This is a genomic window from Streptomyces yatensis (genome assembly GCF_018069625.1).
Taxonomy (GTDB): Bacteria; Actinomycetota; Actinomycetes; order Streptomycetales; family Streptomycetaceae; genus Streptomyces; species Streptomyces yatensis.
In genome coordinates, this window is record NZ_CP072941.1 from 5,650,704 (window position 1) to 5,667,017 (window position 16,314).

A 16,314-nucleotide genomic window follows, 5' to 3' on the forward strand; every position below is an offset into this window, starting at 1 on the left:
CGACCCCCTCGGGCGGCTGCCCTTACGCGCCCGCCACGATCACCTGGACGCCCTCCGGGACTCCGGTCACCCCCGTATTGCGGTGGCTCAGCCGCAGGGTGTGCAGCCGGGGGAAGGCGGCCAGCCAGCTCAGGTCCAGGTCCGCGCCCAGGTCGTAGGCGAGCCACAGCTCGGTCAGCCGCTCCGCCACCAGGCCCTCGGCCAGCTGGTCCGGGGTGAGCGCACCGGCTATCTGGACGCAGGGGCGGCCGCCGAGCCGGCGCAGGGCCCGCAGCTCCTCCAGGTCCGACACCGGAAAGTCGAGTTCCCGCTCATCGAGATGGCCGATGATTTCCTCGGCGTAACGATCGGTGTCATATCGCCGCCAGGCGCCCGCGAGCCGCGCCCGTACCGCCCAGGAGGCGCGGTCCCGCAGCCGGACCAGATAGTCGATGGCGCGGTCGTCGGCTATCGAGGTGGCGGTGACGGCCAGCCGGTGGGCTTCCTCATCGGATACGCCGCTGGGATCGGGCAGCATTTCCAGCACGATAGGCCCGATCCAGCCGAGCGCGCGGGCCGCTTCCAGCGAGGTCGGGCGTACCAGATCGCGGGTATAGCGATGCACCCGGGAACGCACCTCGGGGTCCAGCTCCGTCGCGTGTTCCAGACATGCGGCCGCCAGGAGTTTGCGATGGCGGGCATGGACCGGCCGGGCGTCTTTACGGGCCGCCAGCAGCCCCTCCAGGAGGTAGCCGCATTCATCGGGGCGGGCGAGAGCGACCGACATTCTGATCACTTCTTCCCAGTCGTCCAGGTGTGCGTGGTCGATCAGGAAGTCGAAATCGTGCCGTTCGACGACCGCTCTCGCGCTGAGATAGTCCTGGAACGTTCGGTGCACGAAATCGACCGAACCGGGTGTGGGCTCGCGCAATAGACCGGTCCGATTGAGCAGATGTCGGTAGATCTCCTCCGGCCCGCCCTGCTGCGCCGCGTGCGGAATGGCCGGGAGGTGCCGGCCGAGCGTCTCGACGGCGGTGGTCCGGTCCATTTCGGACCGGCCGTTGACGAGCATCCAGTGCGCCAGCTTCTGCAGCAGCTGGATCTTCGGTTCCTGGGGGAGGTCGATTCCCTCCGGCGGCAGCATGGCGCGCTCGCGGTCGCGCCGTTCCAGCAGCATGGAAAGGGCCGCGTCATAGAGAGCTTTCCGGCCGCGCGGCAGATAGCCGCGGCGGTCCCGGTGCAGCGCGCACAGCAGACCGCACATCAGTGGATTGGTGGCCAGCCGGCCCAGGTCCCGGGTAATCCTCACGGCGTCCAGCAGCGTTTCCTCGTAACCACTCAACCGGTCCAGATCGGCACCGTCGGTGATGTCCTGGCGGGCGGCCGCATGCCAGCGCCGGATGAACGCGGTGACGCCCTCGCGGCTGAGCGGGGAGAGTTTCAGCTCGGTGAAGCGCTCCGAGGCCAGCCAGTTCTCCCGTACGGCCGAGGGGCGCGAGGTGACCAGCCAGATATTTCCCGGATAGCGCGCCGGAAGCTCGCGCAGCGCCTCCCGCAGCCGCTCACGCTCCCCCTCCGGGGCCTCGTCCACCCCGTCCACGAGCAGCAGCCCGCGCCCGTGGGACAGCACCCGCTCGGCCCAGCCCGGCGGCTGGGCGGCGGTGTGCGGATAGCGGACGGCGGACAGGAAGGCGTCCGGCTCCGGGAAGCCGTCGCGGCGGAACCGGCGCACGGGGAGCACGAAGGGGACCCGCCCGCGCAGCCCCGCCAGCGGGACCGGGAGGTCACCGCGGGCCACGGACACCGCGAGCCGCTGCACCAGCGTGGTCTTGCCCGACCCCGCAACGCCCCACAGCAGCACCCTTTCGCGTCCGGCGAGGGCCTGTTCGGCGGGGGCGCTCGGGCCTCCCGCGTCGGTCTCGGTCTCCAGGCTGAGATAGGCGGCGTCCAGCGGCCAGCTGTCGGGGGAGTGGGCCAGATCGATGCCGTAGATGGTGAGGTGGTCGTGGGCGGCGATGATGTCCTGGGCGTAGCGCTGCTCGAACGCGGCGTCCTCGGCGGCCGTGACGAAGGGGGAGCGGCGGATCAGGAAGCGGAGGATGTGCGCGCAGACGGCCTCGCGTAGTGAGGCGTGCGTGCTGGCGTCGTCCGCGTCCAGCCCTTCGTCGGCGTCGGGGGCGGCGATGGCGAGGTGGCGGGCGAAGGCTTCGGGGCCGAGGCGGACGGCTCGTAGATCGTCCAGGTCGACGGTGCCGAGGGCGTGGAGGGTGCGGGCGAGGGCGTCGGTGAGCGCTTGCGTCTGCGACTGCGCTTGTGCTTGCTCGGGCGCGGGGTGTCCCTGTCCCTGTTCCGCGTTGACGAGTGCGGCGGCGATCCGGGGCAGGTCCCGTTCGGTGAGCGTGCGGTGGTCGCCCTGGAAGGCGACGAGGGAGGCGATGCGGACGGGCCGGTTCACCGGCCCGTCGGCGACGAAGAGTTCCTGGACCAATGTGGCTATGGCTGCGGGATCCATGAGGCCCCGTCCCCCCGGTGACTGTTGTTCGCCGTATCGAAGAAGCCACCAGGGTAGGCGGGGACGGTCCGGGGGTGGTGGGGGTTCGGCGTGGGTTCCGGGGGCGGGCGGGGGCACGGGGTGGGTGCGCCGGGCGGTGGTTGCGGTGCGTTGCCGGGCGCGGGGGCGTTGTTGGGTGGGGGTGCACGGGGTGCGGGTGCGTGGTGGTTGCTGGGGTGCGCCTGCTGTTCGTGGTGGGTGCCGGGTGCGGGGCCTCCGGGGCGGCGCCCTGGACCGTATATTTACGGCGCCATTGGCCGGGGGCGTGGGGTGGGCCGGGGATTGGCGCCACAAATACGCCCCTGGCCTTCGGCATGGGGAACCCCGAGCGTCCAGGACACCACCCCTGCGACCCCGCCCCCTCCCGCCTCGTCGGCGACCGCGCCCCGGTAGCACGGCTCCCGGGGTGGCCCGGGCCCGCTCGGTGACTACCGGTCCGACTCCTCCACCGCGAAGAGCTCGTCCAATAGCTCGTCTGCCTGGGAGACGGTGAACGCGCGGTCGAGCCACTGCCGCAGGGTGTCGCGGTAGGTGCATTCGCTGATGCGGCGGCGTGTCTCGGACCGGACGGCGATCCCCCGATGTTCGAGGATGCGCAGGACTCCCTCGGCCAGCCCTGCCGCCTCCCCGTGGGCCTGGCCCTTGAGGAAGGTCTGCTCGATGAGGGTTCCCCGGCCGGGGAAGTAGCTACCTACTACGGCCATGGTGTCGTCAGCCGTCCTCGGTGAAGAGCTCGTTGGCGGTGGAGACGGTCATGGCACGGTCGAGCCAGTGGTCCAGTGTCTTGATGTCGGTGCAGTTGGTGATGCGCTCGCGGATCTCCGCCGAGGTGCGGATCCGCCTGTTTTCCAGGATGCGCAGCACGGCACGCGCACCCCCCACAGCCTCACCCACGGCCTGGCCCTTGAGGAAGGTCTCTTCGACAAGGGTGCCGCGACCAGGGAAGTAGCTGCCTACCACGCTCATCAGTTTCCTCCAGACGTCTCGTGCTGGGGTATTCCCCAGGCCGATCTCCAGTAGCTCCGAGTAGTACGGGCGGGACTCCGGGTCGGCCTTGGCGAGGGCCTGAGCCAGTGTTTTCAGTATGGCCGGAGCGTTTGGGTCGCGCCCATGTGTCAATGCCGAGAAGGCAGCCAGGGTCAGATCCTGGGACGCCTCCTCGGGGTCGAGGATCACCGGGACGTTTCCGGGGCCCAGCACCAGCGGGTGTACGGACAGTGCTGTCCACCCCTCCACGCCGATCCGAAAGGGCCCCGCTGCCCAGTCGGCGGTTTTCTTGTCCTGGCAGACTACGAGTAGCAGCACCGGAAGCTCGTGCTTCGCTGCCATGTATGAGAGGTAGTACGCCCAACTGAACGCCTTGTCCGGGTCGCGGCGCCCCTGTGCCTCGATGGCCAGGAGGAAGCCGCCGCCGTCAGGCGGAACCACGCGCAACACGCTGTCCACGCGCCGTTCCAACGGACGGATCTCCGTGGCATCCGGGGTGAGCACCTCGACGGCCGCATTCTCCGACAGCGGGACGTCCAATATGCGGAACACCGGAGCGAGTAACTCCGGGCGTTCTTGAAAGATGCGGTGTGCGGCCTCATGCCGCGAACTGACCATGCATGTGAACGTAGGGTCATCGGAGCATGTGCACGGGGCAAATGACCGATGATCACCCGATTGGGGGAAAGGTCCGTGTGGGGTCAGGCGGCGATCTCGTATGCCTGCTGCTGAGGGGTGAGCTCGAACCAGAGCAGCTTGCCGTTGATGCCGAAGAGGTCGTCGGCGAGGGGGTAGCCGCCCCAGTTGTCGGCGCACAGCCGGACGATGAGCAGGCCCCGGCCGGAGGTCGCGTCCAGGCGGGTGGCGGCCTCGGTGAGCGCGGTGAAGCGGTCGAGGGGACTGGGCGGAGCGTCGAAGGGTGCGGGGATGGTGGGGTTGGTGTCCCAGATGCTGACGCGGAGGCGGCTTTCGCAGAGGTGGCGGATGCGGAGTTGGGCCGGGCCGTCGGAGTGGCGCACGGCGTTGGTGACCAGCTCGCAGGTGAGGAGTTCCGCCGTGTCGGTCAGCTCGGCCATGCCGTGGGAGGCCAGGACGGCCCGCAGAGTCACCCGCGAGATCCTGGCCGCCCGTGGGTCGTTGGGCAGGCGGAGGGAGTACGTCCAGGGTCCCTCCGACGGTCCTGCGGTCGGCTCCTGCGGCGCTACGGTTGCCATGCGAGTCTCCCTCGGCTGATTAAGTTGAGTGCCTTGGGTCACACCATATTGCGCTCGCTGTAATGTCTTCCATTGAAGCCAGGGAAGTCATTCCAAGTTGACTCGTGTGGGTGACGTTCGCGCAGCGTGCGCATTCCGAGGAGGAGACGGCCGGTGCCGCCAAGTAGTACGCCCACCGCGCGGAAGCAAAGGCTGGGCGCCGAGCTGCGCAAACTGCGAGAGCGCGCAGGAATGTCATCGACTGCGGCCGCCGCTCTCCTGGGCGGCAACCAAGCGCGGATCAGCAATATCGAGGCAGGCCGCTACGCGGTGAGTGCGGAGCGGGTACGTGTTCTGGCGCAGAACTACAGCTGCTCGGATCAGGCGCTCGTGGACGCGCTCGCCGGAATGACGGGAGACCGAAAACGAGGCTGGTGGGAGGAGTATCGGGAGACGTTCCCCTCTGGGCTTCTGGACTTGGCAGAGCTTGAGCACCACGCCGTCGCGGCTCGAGTGGCCCAGGTGATCACTGTTCCCGGTCTGCTGCAGACTCCCGAGCACGCCCGGGCGATCTTTCGTGACGTCGTCCCGCCGCTCATGCCGCCTGAGGTGGAACATCGGGTGTCGTACCGGGTCAAGCGTCAGGTCGTCCTGTTCCGAGACGAGCCGCTGCCGTACACCGCGATCATCCACGAGGCCGCCTTGAGGATGCAGTTCGGCGGTGCGGCTACGGCCAAGGCCCAACTGGAACACCTCATCGGCATGAGCGAGCGGGACCATGTGACAGTCGTCGTCATCCCCTTCGGCGGCGCGTCCTTCCCCATCTCGGCACACGGGGTCGACTACTTCTGCGGTCCGGTGACCCAACTCGACACTGTCCAGCTCGATACAGCGCATGGCGTTGAACTGGTTGATGCTGCTGCTCAGTTGGAGAAGTACAGGTTGGTGCTCGACCGCATGGAGCAGGCCGCTCTGGGGCCGGACGAGTCACGGGACCTCATTCGCCGCATTGCGCGGGAGATCTGAAGGGGAAGGTTTGTGTCCAGGCTCGACTGGCGGAAGTCCACGTTCAGTGAAGAGGCATCGTCCTGCGTCTACGTTGCGGTCACAGGCAACGGGAAGATCAGGCTCCGGGAGAGCGATGACCCCGAGGTCATCCTGAGAACCACGCGCGCCTCACTACGCGCCTTCATACGTGGCGCCAAGGCCGGTGCGTTCGACCGCATCCAGCGAGGTGGGGCGTAAAGCGCGACGGCCCGTCGGAGAGGGAGGGAGAACAGACGGCCCGTCGCGTGGGTGAGCCTAGGGACGGGCGCTGAGCGGGCACTTACCGCTCGCTGAGGCCGGGCCGTAAAAGGGGAGGCGGCCCGGGCGTCGGTCCGGGTACCGTCCCCGCATGGACTCCTTCCGTCAGATCTACGGCTGATACGCCGTTCCGCCCCGCGCATCGGCGACCACGCCCGTGCGCTGGGCCGTCGTGTCCATTTCGCCCTAGATCTGAAACGAGTGATTCCGTATGTCCCGTCGCCGTGCCCATATCGCCATGGTCGGCATCCCCGCCATCAGCCACACCCTGCCCAGCCTCGAGGTCATCCGTGAGCTCGTGGCGCGCGGGCATCGGGTGACGTACGCCAACGACGCCTTCATGGCGGACGTCATCAAGCCGACCGGTGCCGAGTTCGTGCCGTTCGAGTCCACCCTCCCGGTCGCCGACAACGACTGGCCGGAAGACCCGATCGCAGCGATGACGCTGTTCCTGGACGATGCCATCCGCGTCCTGCCCCAGCTGCGCGCCGTGTACGACCGAGACCCGGCCGATCTGTATCTGTACGACATCGGCGCGTACGCCGCCCGTGCGCTCGCCGAGGCGCAGGGGCGCCCGGTGGTCCAGTTGTCACCGACGATCGTGGCCTGGGAGGGGTATCACGACGAGTTCGGGGCGCAGATCATGAGCCTTCCCGGGGCGGAGGCGTATCAGGAGAAGTTCGCGACCTGGCTCGCGGAGTCCGGCGCCACCACCACGGACCCGAACGCCTTCTCCGGCCTGCCGCCGCGCTGTGTCGCGCTCGTTCCCCGCGCCATGCAGCCGAACGCGGACCGGGTGAACACCGAGGTCGTGACGTTCGTCGGGCCCTGCCTCGGCGACCGTGCGGACCAGGGTGGATGGGAGCGCCCCGCCGACGCGGAGAAGGTGCTGCTGATCTCCCTGGGCTCGGCGTACACCCGGCAGGCCGACTTCTACCGGGCGTGCGTCGCGGCCTTCGGGGACCTGCCCGGGTGGCATGTCGTGCTGCAGATCGGCAAGTACGTCGACCCCGGTGAGCTGGGGGAGATCCCGGGCAATGTCGAGGTGCGCAATTGGGTGCCGCAGCTCGCGATTCTGGAGCGGGCCGACGCGTTCGTCACCCACGCGGGGATGGGCGGCAGCAGTGAGGGCCTGTACTGCGGGCTGCCCATGATCGCGGTACCGCAGGGCGCCGAGCAGCCGATGAACGCCGACCGGCTCGTGGAGCTGGGGGTGGCCCGCCGTATCGACACGGCGGATGCCACCGCCGGGACGCTGCGGGCGGCGCTCACCGAACTCACCACGGATCCGGAGGTGGCGCGGCGTTCGGCGCGGCTGAAGGCCGAGACGCGGGCCGAGGGCGGCACCGGGCGGGCCGCCGATCTGATCGAGGCCGCGCTGCGGTGAGATGACGATGGCCCGGCCGCTTGGGGCGGCCGGGCCATCGGCAGGCGTCGGGCGACTACTTCACGATCGTGATGCGGTCGGCCTTCGGCGGGTCCAGCGGCGAGGACTGCGACGAGTGCGCGCCCAGGTAGGCCGTGAACGCGTCCAGGTCGGAGGCGCCGACGAGCTTGTTCTTGCCCTCCTTGAAGGCGGGGAAGCCGTCGCCGCCGCCCGCGAGGAACTCGTTCATCGCGACCCGGTAGGTCTTGGCGGGGTCGATCGGCTCACCGTTCAGCTTCACCGTGTCCGTGACGATCCGGTCCTTGCCGGACTTGGTCAGATCCAGGGTGTAGGTGAGGCTCCTGGAGACCTGGAGGATCTTCGGGGACGCCTCGTTGGAGCCGCTGACCTGCTGCTGGAGCGCGGTGATGAGCTGGGAGCCGGTCAGGTCGATCACGTTCATCATGTTGGTGAACGGCTGGACGGTGAACGCCTCGCCGTAGGTCACCACCCCGTCGCCCTCACTGCCCGACGCCTTGTGGGCGAGGTCGGAGCGGATGCCGCCGGGGTTCATGAAGGCGAGTTGGGCGCCGCCCTTGTCGGCCGGGGAGAGCGCTTCGAGCTGGCCGTCGGCGATGACGTCGCCCAGCGGCGTTTCGTACGCGGTGGAGCCGCGGCCGTTGACGTCGGCGGAGATGTAGCCGACCGGCTTGTTGGAGATCGGGGCGGCCAGCTTGTTCCAGCGCCCGATGAGCGAGGTCATGTCGGGGGCCTTGGGCTGGTCGCGGTTGACGACGTGGTTCGCCGCGTTCGCGCCCTTCACGTTCGTCCGCACGATGTCGCCGGTGCGGCGGTCGTAGGTGAGCGTGGTGTCCGTGTAGAGGCGGCCGAAGGAGGCCGCGGAGGTCACGGTGCGCGGGGTGCCGGACGGGTCCGGGATGGTGCAGGTGTACGCCTGGTGGGTGTGGCCGGTGACCAGGGCGTCGACCGTGGGCGAGATGTTCTTGGCGATGTCGACGATGGGGCCGGAGATGCCCTTGCCCGCACCGCCGTTGTCGCAGTCGTCGTTGTACGCGGCGGAGGCGGGCAGTCCGCCCTCGTGGATGAGCGCGACGATCGACTTCACGCCCTTGCGCTGCAGCTCCTTGGCGTACTTGTTGACCGTCTCGACCTCGTCGTGGAACTTCAGGCCCTTGACGCCCTCGGCGGTGACGATGTCCGGGGTGCCCTCGAGGGTGACCCCGATGAAGCCGATCTTCACGCCCTTGTGCTTCCACACGGTGTAGGGCTTGAGGATGGGCTTGCCGGTCTTCTCGTCGGTGACGTTCGCGGCGAGGTAGGGGAAGTCGGCGCCCGGGAAGGTCTTGCCCTTCTCGTAGCAGCCCTCCTTGGGGTGGCAGCCGCCGTTCTGAATCCGGCTCAGCTCGGCGCGGCCCTCGTCGAATTCATGGTTGCCGACCGCGGTGACGTCGAGGTCCAGCTTGTTGAGCGCCTCGACGGTCGGCTCGTCGTGGAAGAGACCGGACAGCAGCGGGCTGGCGCCGATCATGTCGCCGCCGGCGGCGGTGACGGAGTAGTCGTGGCCCTTACGGGCGTTACGGAGGGAGGTGGCCAGGTATTCGGCGCCACCCGCCGGGATGGCCTTGGTGGTGCCGTCCGGCTGGGTCTCGGTGACGGTGCCGGAGGAGCCCTGCGGGGGCTCCAGGTTTCCGTGCAGGTCGTTGAAGGACAGCAGCTGTACGTCGACGGTGCGCCCGGGCCGGTGCTTGTCCGAGGCGGCGGCGGTGTCCGCGCCCGCCGGGCCCACGGCGGTCAGCACCCCGGCCGCGGCGGCCAGCACCGCTACTCCCGTGGCCAACCGGCGTGCCGCCCCGCGCCGTTGAGGTCTCGCTGGCATGTCGTCCCCTTGTGTGCCCCGTGATGGATGGTGGGGCGCAGCTTACGGTCAACGCGCGTAGCGGGGCAGGGGGATGAGGTGAAGAGCTGATGGCCGGTCGTCGACGGGTGGTCCGATGGGTCAGCCGGGTGACTCGCCGGTACGAAATTGTGCAGCGGCTTGCCGCACCAGGGGGCCGCCGTAGGCTCGGCCCCATGAATGACGTGGTGAACGAGACATCCGGTGCCCGGCGGCTCGATGTGCTGGAGGAGCTGGCGCCCACCGAGGCGCAGGATGTGCTGCGGCTGGTCGCGGAGTCCGCGCACGCCGATGGTCAGCAGGCCGTGTCCGAGCAGGGGCGGCTGCAGCTGCGGGGGCGGCGGGAGGGGGTGCGGCATCTGGTGCTGCGGGAGCCGAGCGGGGAGCTGGTGGGTTACGCGCAGCTGGAGGACACCGACCCGGTGGAGGCCCCGGCCGCCGAGCTGGTCGTGCACCCGGCGCACCGCGGGCAGGGGCATGGCCGGGCGCTGGGAGTGACCCTGCTGAGGGAATCGGGGAAGCGGCTGCGGGTGTGGGCGCACGGGGGGCATGCCTCGGCGCGCCATCTGGCGCAGGTGCTGGGGCTGACGCTGTTCCGGGAGCTGCGGCAGATGCGCCGGCCCCTGGGGTCGCTCGCGGAGCTGGGCCTCGCGGAGCCCACCTGGCCGGAGGGCGTGACCGTACGGACCTTCCGGCCCGGTGCGGATGACGCCGCCTGGCTGGCGGCGAACGCGGCGGCCTTCGCCCACCACCCCGAGCAGGGCTCGCTCACCCAGCGTGACCTGGATGACCGTAAGGGCGAGCCGTGGTTCGATCCGGCGGGGTTCTTCCTGGCCGAGCGCGAGGGCGAGATCGTCGGCTTCCACTGGACCAAGGTGCATGCCGAGGAGCGGCTGGGGGAGGTGTACGTCGTGGGCGTGCGCCCGGACGCGCAGGGTGGCGGCCTCGGTAAGGCGCTCACCTCGGTCGGACTGCGGCATCTGGCCGCCCAGGGGCTGCCGACCGCGATGCTCTATGTGGACGCCGACAACTTCGCCGCGGTCGCGGTCTACGAACGGCTCGGCTTCGTCACCCATGAGACGGACCTGATGTACCGGACCGAGACCTGAGCGAGCCCCCGGCCCCGGGGGCTGACGGGGGCGGAACCCCGGGGTCCGCACCCCTGGGGGACGGGTCCCGCACCCCTGGGGGATGGGTCCCGATTTCCTACGCGCCATGTGTCCGTTACCGGCGATTCAACCTTGGTTGCGAGCATCACTGAATGCAGCCCGCTGTGCCGAATTCGTCGAACCGGAGGCTCCGTGCCGTTTCCGCACCCGCTTCCGCCACGCCGTCTTCGCCTCCGGCGCGGAACAATGAATTCATGAGCGAAAGCAGCGGTCAGGCATCGGTTTCCCCCCAGCCCCAGCCCCAGCCCTCGGTCGGGTCCATCGCGGCCCATCGGCCGCGTGCCGTGGTCGCGCCACCGGTGCGCTCGCTCGACCCCGACCTCGACGCCGACCTGGACTCCTACGAGGAGGGGGCCGGGCCCGACCTGGTGGGCGGGGAGCTGCCGCAGGGGCGGTTCCTGGACCGGGAGCGCAGCTGGCTGGCGTTCAACGAGCGGGTGCTGGAGCTGGCCGAGGACCCCTCCACCCCGCTGCTGGAGCGGGCCAACTTCCTGGCGATCTTCGCCAGTAACCTGGACGAGTTCTTCATGGTGCGGGTCGCCGGCCTCAAGCGGCGCATCGCGACCGGGGTCGCCACCCGCTCGGCCTCCGGGCTGCAGCCGCGCGAGGTGCTGGATCTGATCTGGAACCGGTCCCGTGAGCTCATGGCCCGGCACGCCGCCTGCTATCAGCAGGACGTCGCCCCGGCGCTCGCGGAGGAGGGCATTCATCTGGTCCGCTGGCCGGATCTGACCGAGAAGGAGCAGTCCCGCCTCTTCACCCTCTTCCGGCAGCAGATCTTCCCCGTGCTGACGCCGCTCGCGGTGGACCCGGCCCACCCCTTCCCCTATATCTCGGGGCTCTCGCTCAATCTCGCGGTCGTGGTGCGCAACCCCGTGAGCGGGCACGATCACTTCGCACGTGTGAAGGTCCCGCCGTCGCTCTCCCGGTTCCTGGAGGCGGCGCCGCAGCGGTATGTGCCGCTGGAGGACGTGATCGCGGCGCATCTGGAGGCCCTCTTCCCGGGGATGGAGGTGCTCGCGCACCACATGTTCCGGGTGACCCGCAACGAGGACCTCGAGGTCGAGGAGGACGACGCCGAGAACCTCCTGCAGGCCCTGGAGAAGGAGCTGCTGCGCCGCCGCTTCGGGCCCCCGGTGCGGCTGGAGGTCGAGGAGTCCATCGACCCGTATGTGCTGGACCTGCTGGTGCGCGAGCTGAAGATCTCGGACGCCGAGGTCTATCCGCTGCCGGGGCCGCTCGACCTCACCGGGCTGTTCGGGATAGCCGCGCTGGACCGGCCGGAGCTGAAGTACCCCAAGTTCGTGGCGGGCACCCACCGGGACCTCGCCGAGGTGGAGTCCGCGTCCCCGCCCGACATCTTCGCGGCGCTGCGCGAGCGGGACGTCCTCCTCCACCACCCGTACGACTCGTTCTCCACCTCCGTGCAGGCGTTCCTGGAGCAGGCGGCCGCCGACCCGGACGTGCTCGCGATCAAGCAGACGCTCTACCGCACCTCCGGCAAGTCCCCGATCGTCGACGCGTTGATAGACGCCGCCGAGTCCGGCAAGCAGGTGCTGGTGCTCGTGGAGATCAAGGCGCGGTTCGACGAGCACGCCAACATCAAGTGGGCGCGCAAGCTGGAGGAGGCCGGCTGCCATGTGGTCTACGGCCTGCTCGGGCTGAAGACCCACTGCAAGCTGTCGCTGGTGGTCCGCCAGGAGGGCGACACCCTGACCCGCTACTCGCATGTGGGCACCGGCAACTACCACCCCAAGACCGCCCGGCTGTACGAGGACCTGGGGCTGCTGACGGCGAACTCCCAGGTCGGCGCCGACCTCTCCGACCTCTTCAACCGGCTGAGCGGCTACTCCCGGCGGGAGAACTACCGGCGGCTGCTGGTCGCCCCCAAGTCGCTGCGCGACGGGCTGGTCACCCGGATCAACAAGGAGATCACCCACCACCGCGCGGGCCGCCCGTCCTACGTCAAGATCAAGGTCAACTCGATGGTCGACGAGGCCGTCGTCGACGCCCTCTACCGGGCCTCGCGGGCCGGAGTGCCGGTCGATGTGTGGGTGCGCGGCATCTGCGCGCTGCGGCCGGGCGTCCCCGGGCTCTCGGAGAACATCCGGGTCCGCTCGGTCCTCGGACGCTTCCTGGAGCATTCGCGCGTATTCGCGTTCGGTAACGGCGGCGAGCCGGAGGTGTGGATCGGCAGCGCCGACATGATGCACCGCAACCTCGACCGCCGGATCGAGGCGCTGGTGCGGGTCACCGACCCCGGCCACCGCGCCGCCCTCAACCGCCTGCTGGAGACCGGGATGTCCGACTCCACCTCCTCCTGGCATCTGGGCCCGGACGGCGAGTGGACACGGCATGCGACGGACGCGGAAGGCCAGCCGCTGCGGAACGTTCAGGAGATGCTCATCGACGCCCGGAGGCGACGGCGTGGTTCAACGACATGACCTGTCACCGGCCGGGATGACGGACGCCGCGGATCCGGCCGCCGCCCCGCCCCGCCCAGGGGCGGACGGCATGACGGACCGGGGTGCGACGGGCCGCGGTGCGACGACGGACCGGGGTGCGACGGGCCGCGGTGCGACGACGGACCGGGGTGCGACGGGCCGCGGTGCGACGACGGGCCGGAGCGTGCCGGACCAGGGCACGGCGGAGCGGGCGGCGGAGGCCGCGGCGGCACCTTCGTGGGAGTCGGCGACGGCCGGTGAGGTGCTGTCGGCGTATCTGCACGCCCAGGCCGGGGACTTCCTCCGCAGCCTGCGGCTGCACCGCGAGAGCGGCTCCGATGTGCAGGAGGCGGCCGAGGCCGCCCGGCTGCTGCGCCGCGCCGCGCGGCGGATCAGCGGCGCACTCTACGTCTACCGCCCGCTCACCGATACGGCCTGGTCCGATGAGCTGCGGACCGAGCTGGCCTGGCTGTCGGGCACGCTGGCGCGGGAGCACGCCTACGCGGAGCGGCTGGAGAGGCTGCGCGGCGCCCTGCACCGGCTCTCGGGCGCGGGCGGCCCCTCTGACCGGTCGTCGCAGGGCGAGGCGACGGCCGCCGAGTTCGCGGGCTCCGGCGAGTGGCCCGCCGAGGGCGCCACGAACGGCGCGCATGCCACGAGCGCGGTGCGCACCGCGCGCGGCGGGGTCACGGTCGCGGTCGACGGCGCGGGCGGCCCCTCCGGTGCCGCGGGCGGTACCGCGGGCACCGGCGGCGCTGCCGCCGCCGTCCCGCCCCGTTCCACCCGAGCCGCGCGCCGCAGTGTCTCCCTGGCCGCCGGTGCGCCGGGAAGCGGAGCCGCGGACCCTGTCGGGGGGCAGGGTGCCCGGCCCGGTCAGGCTGAGGCAGGCGGCGCCGAGGGCGCGGCCGGGACGTCCAGGGACGAGGGCCGGGCGGCCGGACGGCGGCGCGGCGAGCGCGGCGAGCGCGGGGACAAGAGCGGCCGGGGAGCCAAGGGCGAGAAGACCGACCGGCCCGGCCAGCCGGGCGCGACCCACCAGCGGGCCGGTGCCGAGGAGGAGGCCCGCGGCGGTGCGCTGACCGTGGGTGCGGCCCGCGCCGGAGCGCTGCTGGAGCGCCAGCTCACCCTGGCCCGGACCCGGGCCCACACGGCGGCCCTGGAGGCGCTCGGCTCCTCCCGCTTCCACGCGGTCGCCGACACCGTCGCCCTGCTCGCCTCCGACGCCCCGCTCGACGAGGCCAACGCCGCCCGCCCCGCCGGACAGGTGCTGCCGCCGCTCGCCGAACTGGCGAACCGGCGGCTGGCCGAGGCGGTGGAGGCGCTGCCGCTGATCCGCGCCGGACATCCGTACAACGCGGAGGCTCTGGTCCACGGCCTGGCGGCGACCTCGGCCGCGGACGCCCCACCTGCCAGCGAGCGCCAGGACGCCCCCTGGCACCAGGTGCGCCATCTGCTGCGGCTGCGGCGGTACGCCCTGGAGGTGCTCGACCAGGTGTGGCAGCAGCCGGACGGGGCAGGCGGGACGGGTGGGTCCGGGCCGGCCGGGTCCGGCCCCGCGGACGCCGAGCCGCCGCTGTCCGTACGGCTGCTGGCCGCCGGACAGGCGCTGGAGCGCCACCGCGACGCGGCCGAGGCGGCCGCCGCCGCCGCGGCAGCCGCCCGTACGCCCCGGATCGCCCCGGCGACGGCGTACGCGCTGGGCGTACTCCACGCCGATCAGCGGCATGAGGTCGAGGCGGCCCGCTTCGCCTTCGGCCGGATCTGGCGGCGCGTGGCCACCAGAGCCTCCTGACGGCGGACGCCCGACGCGAGCGGTGACAAGAGCGAGCGGTAACAAGAGACGACGCACAACGCACGAAGAACGCGGCGGAGACCGGGGAGGGAGACGCGGATGAACCGGTCGGATTCCCGTGGTGACGGGGGAGCGGACACCGGGACGGTCCTGGCGGCGGGCTGTGTGCTGTGGCGACGGTCCCCGCACGGCGGCGGGCTGGAGATCGCCCTCGTCCACCGTCCCCGCTACGACGACTGGTCCCACCCCAAGGGCAAGCTGAAGCCCGGCGAGGACGCGCTGCACGGCGCGGTGCGCGAGGTGGTCGAGGAGACCGGTATGGGCTGCGCCCCGGGGGCGGTGCTGCCCACCCTCCACTACATGGCCAAGGGCCGCCCCAAGGAGGTCCGCTACTGGGCGGCGGAGGCCGTCGACGACGAGCCCTTCGTAGCCAACCGCGAGGTCGACCGCCTGCTCTGGCTGCCCCCGGACGCGGCCCGCCACCGCCTCTCCTACGACCACGACCGCACGCTCATCGACGCGCTGCTGCACGCCCTGCGGCCGTCCTGAACCGCCCTCGGGCCCGGGTCAGCGGCGGCGCAGGGTCTTGTCCGCGAGCGCCGGCGGCAGGTAGTAGCTGTCGTCCCGGTTGAGGTCGGTGCCCGGCGGGACGATCTCGTCGATCCGGTCCAGGACGTCCTGGCTCAGCTCCACCTCGGACCCGGCGAGCAGATCCTCCAGCTGCTCCATGGTGCGCGGGCCGATGATCACCGAGCTGATGGCCGGATGGGCCCGTACGAAGGCGATGGCCAGGTGCGGCAGCGAGAGCCCGGCGTCGGACGCCAGCTCGGACAGCGCGCCGACCGCCTCCAGCTTGCGTGCGTTGCCGGGCAGCGACGGGTCGAACTTGTGCTTCTCCACGGCCGCCCGGCCGCCCGACAGATCGACGTCGGACGCCTTGGTGTAGCGGCCCGTGAGCCAGCCCGCGGAGAGCGGGCCCCAGCTCAGCACGCCCATCCCGTACTTCTGCGCGGTCGGCAGCACCGCCGCCTCCACGCCCCGCGCCAGGATCGAGTACGGCGGCTGCTCGCTGCGGAACCGCACGTGCCCGCGCCGGTCGGAGACCCACTGGGCCTCCACGATCTGCTCGGCCGGGAAGGTGGAGGACCCGACGGCGCGCACCTTGCCCGCCCGGACCAGGTCGGACAGGACCGACAGCGTCTCGTCGATGTCCGTCGTGGGGTCCGGCCGGTGGATCTGGTAGAGGTCGATGTAGTCCGTGCCCAGGCGGCGCAGGCTGTTCTCGATCTCCTGGGTGATCCAGCGCCGTGAGTTGCCGCCCTCATTGGGGTCCTCGCCCATCGGGAAATGGGCCTTGGTGGCCAGGACGATGTCCTCGCGGCGGCCCTTGAGGGCCTTGCCGACGATCTCCTCGGACTCGCCCTCGGAGTAGGCGTCGGCGGTGTCGACGAAGTTGATGCCCGCGTCGAGGGCGCGGTGGATGATCCGTACCGAGTCGTCGTGGTCGGGGTTGCCGATGGCGCCGAACATCATCGCGCCCAGGGCGTACTCGCTCACCGAGATGCCCGTCCCACCGAGGATCCTGCGCTTCATGGCTGGTGCCTTCCGCTGAT

The 16,314-nt window shown here is 70.8% G+C and carries 13 protein-coding genes; 7 read left to right on the forward strand and 6 right to left on the reverse strand.

Features of this window, described 5'->3' with window-relative positions:
• Positions 1-22: 22 nt before the first annotated feature.
• The 4 genes from J8403_RS23790 to J8403_RS23805 all read right to left on the reverse strand — a co-directional run bounded on the left by J8403_RS23790 (position 23) and on the right by J8403_RS23805 (position 4,731).
• On the reverse strand, positions 23-2,491 hold the full coding sequence (locus J8403_RS23790) for an NACHT domain-containing protein (RefSeq protein ID WP_211124924.1): 2,469 nt from the start codon (positions 2,489-2,491) through the stop codon (positions 23-25).
• 467 nt (positions 2,492-2,958) lie between these two features.
• Positions 2,959-3,234: a hypothetical protein gene (locus J8403_RS23795; protein WP_211124925.1), complete on the reverse strand. Its 276-nt coding sequence runs from the start codon at positions 3,232-3,234 to the stop codon at positions 2,959-2,961.
• Positions 3,235-3,241: 7 nt separating this feature from the next.
• Positions 3,242-4,135, reverse strand: coding sequence for a hypothetical protein (locus tag J8403_RS23800; protein ID WP_211124926.1), 894 nt, complete (start codon positions 4,133-4,135; stop codon positions 3,242-3,244).
• Between the two features lie 83 nt (positions 4,136-4,218).
• Positions 4,219-4,731, reverse strand: coding sequence for an ATP-binding protein (locus J8403_RS23805; protein WP_211124927.1), 513 nt, complete (start codon positions 4,729-4,731; stop codon positions 4,219-4,221).
• A 153-nt stretch (positions 4,732-4,884) separates the two neighbouring features.
• Between J8403_RS23805 and J8403_RS23810 the strand changes: the two genes are divergently transcribed.
• The 3 genes from J8403_RS23810 (at position 4,885) to J8403_RS23820 (ending at position 7,402) form a co-directional block, all read left to right on the forward strand.
• Complete coding sequence (locus J8403_RS23810) at positions 4,885-5,736, forward strand: helix-turn-helix domain-containing protein (RefSeq protein ID WP_211124928.1); 852 nt, start codon at positions 4,885-4,887, stop codon at positions 5,734-5,736.
• A gap of 12 nt (positions 5,737-5,748) precedes the next feature.
• Positions 5,749-5,955 carry a DUF397 domain-containing protein gene (locus J8403_RS23815; protein ID WP_211124929.1) on the forward strand — a complete coding sequence of 69 codons (207 nt, stop codon included), beginning with the start codon at positions 5,749-5,751 and terminating at the stop codon, positions 5,953-5,955.
• Between the two features lie 271 nt (positions 5,956-6,226).
• Entirely contained in the window at positions 6,227-7,402 is a 1,176-nt protein-coding gene (locus J8403_RS23820; RefSeq protein ID WP_211124930.1) for a macrolide family glycosyltransferase, read from the forward strand.
• 55 nt (positions 7,403-7,457) lie between these two features.
• Here J8403_RS23820 and J8403_RS23825 read toward each other — a convergent pair whose 3' ends face one another.
• A complete protein-coding gene (locus J8403_RS23825) occupies positions 7,458-9,278 on the reverse strand; it encodes a bifunctional metallophosphatase/5'-nucleotidase (RefSeq protein WP_211124931.1) in 1,821 nt (606 codons plus the stop codon).
• 194 nt (positions 9,279-9,472) lie between these two features.
• On the opposite strand from J8403_RS23825, the gene mshD reads away from it, so the two are divergent.
• The 4 genes from mshD (at position 9,473) to J8403_RS23845 (ending at position 15,250) form a co-directional block, all read left to right on the forward strand.
• A complete protein-coding gene (gene mshD, locus J8403_RS23830) occupies positions 9,473-10,405 on the forward strand; it encodes a mycothiol synthase (RefSeq protein ID WP_211124932.1) in 933 nt (310 codons plus the stop codon).
• A gap of 254 nt (positions 10,406-10,659) precedes the next feature.
• The gene (locus tag J8403_RS23835) at positions 10,660-12,909 is read left to right on the forward strand and encodes an RNA degradosome polyphosphate kinase (RefSeq protein WP_211124933.1); all 2,250 of its coding nucleotides are present in this window, start codon (positions 10,660-10,662) and stop codon (positions 12,907-12,909) included.
• A 184-nt stretch (positions 12,910-13,093) separates the two neighbouring features.
• Positions 13,094-14,701 carry a CHAD domain-containing protein gene (locus J8403_RS23840; protein ID WP_425519900.1) on the forward strand — a complete coding sequence of 536 codons (1,608 nt, stop codon included), beginning with the start codon at positions 13,094-13,096 and terminating at the stop codon, positions 14,699-14,701.
• Positions 14,702-14,800: 99 nt separating this feature from the next.
• Positions 14,801-15,250 (forward strand): NUDIX hydrolase, encoded by a 450-nt coding sequence (locus tag J8403_RS23845; RefSeq protein WP_211124934.1) that lies wholly within the window; start codon positions 14,801-14,803, stop codon positions 15,248-15,250.
• A gap of 18 nt (positions 15,251-15,268) precedes the next feature.
• On the opposite strand, the gene J8403_RS23850 is transcribed toward J8403_RS23845, so the two are convergent.
• Positions 15,269-16,294 carry an aldo/keto reductase gene (locus tag J8403_RS23850; RefSeq protein WP_211124935.1) on the reverse strand — a complete coding sequence of 342 codons (1,026 nt, stop codon included), beginning with the start codon at positions 16,292-16,294 and terminating at the stop codon, positions 15,269-15,271.
• Between the last annotated feature and the right edge of the window lie 20 nt (positions 16,295-16,314).

Excerpts from the sequence above, each read along its gene's own strand:
- J8403_RS23790 (WP_211124924.1), bottom strand. The coding sequence starts at position 2,491 with ATGGATCCCGCAGCCATAGCCACATTGGTCCAGGAACTCTTCGTCGCC.
- J8403_RS23795 (WP_211124925.1), bottom strand. The coding sequence starts at position 3,234 with ATGGCCGTAGTAGGTAGCTACTTCCCCGGCCGGGGAACCCTCATCGAG.
- J8403_RS23800 (WP_211124926.1), bottom strand. The coding sequence starts at position 4,135 with ATGGTCAGTTCGCGGCATGAGGCCGCACACCGCATCTTTCAAGAACGC.
- J8403_RS23805 (WP_211124927.1), bottom strand. The coding sequence starts at position 4,731 with ATGGCAACCGTAGCGCCGCAGGAGCCGACCGCAGGACCGTCGGAGGGA.
- J8403_RS23820 (WP_211124930.1), top strand. The coding sequence starts at position 6,227 with ATGTCCCGTCGCCGTGCCCATATCGCCATGGTCGGCATCCCCGCCATC.
- J8403_RS23825 (WP_211124931.1), bottom strand. The coding sequence starts at position 9,278 with ATGCCAGCGAGACCTCAACGGCGCGGGGCGGCACGCCGGTTGGCCACG.
- mshD (WP_211124932.1), top strand. The coding sequence starts at position 9,473 with ATGAATGACGTGGTGAACGAGACATCCGGTGCCCGGCGGCTCGATGTG.
- J8403_RS23835 (WP_211124933.1), top strand. The coding sequence starts at position 10,660 with ATGAGCGAAAGCAGCGGTCAGGCATCGGTTTCCCCCCAGCCCCAGCCC.
- J8403_RS23845 (WP_211124934.1), top strand. The coding sequence starts at position 14,801 with ATGAACCGGTCGGATTCCCGTGGTGACGGGGGAGCGGACACCGGGACG.
- J8403_RS23850 (WP_211124935.1), bottom strand. The coding sequence starts at position 16,294 with ATGAAGCGCAGGATCCTCGGTGGGACGGGCATCTCGGTGAGCGAGTAC.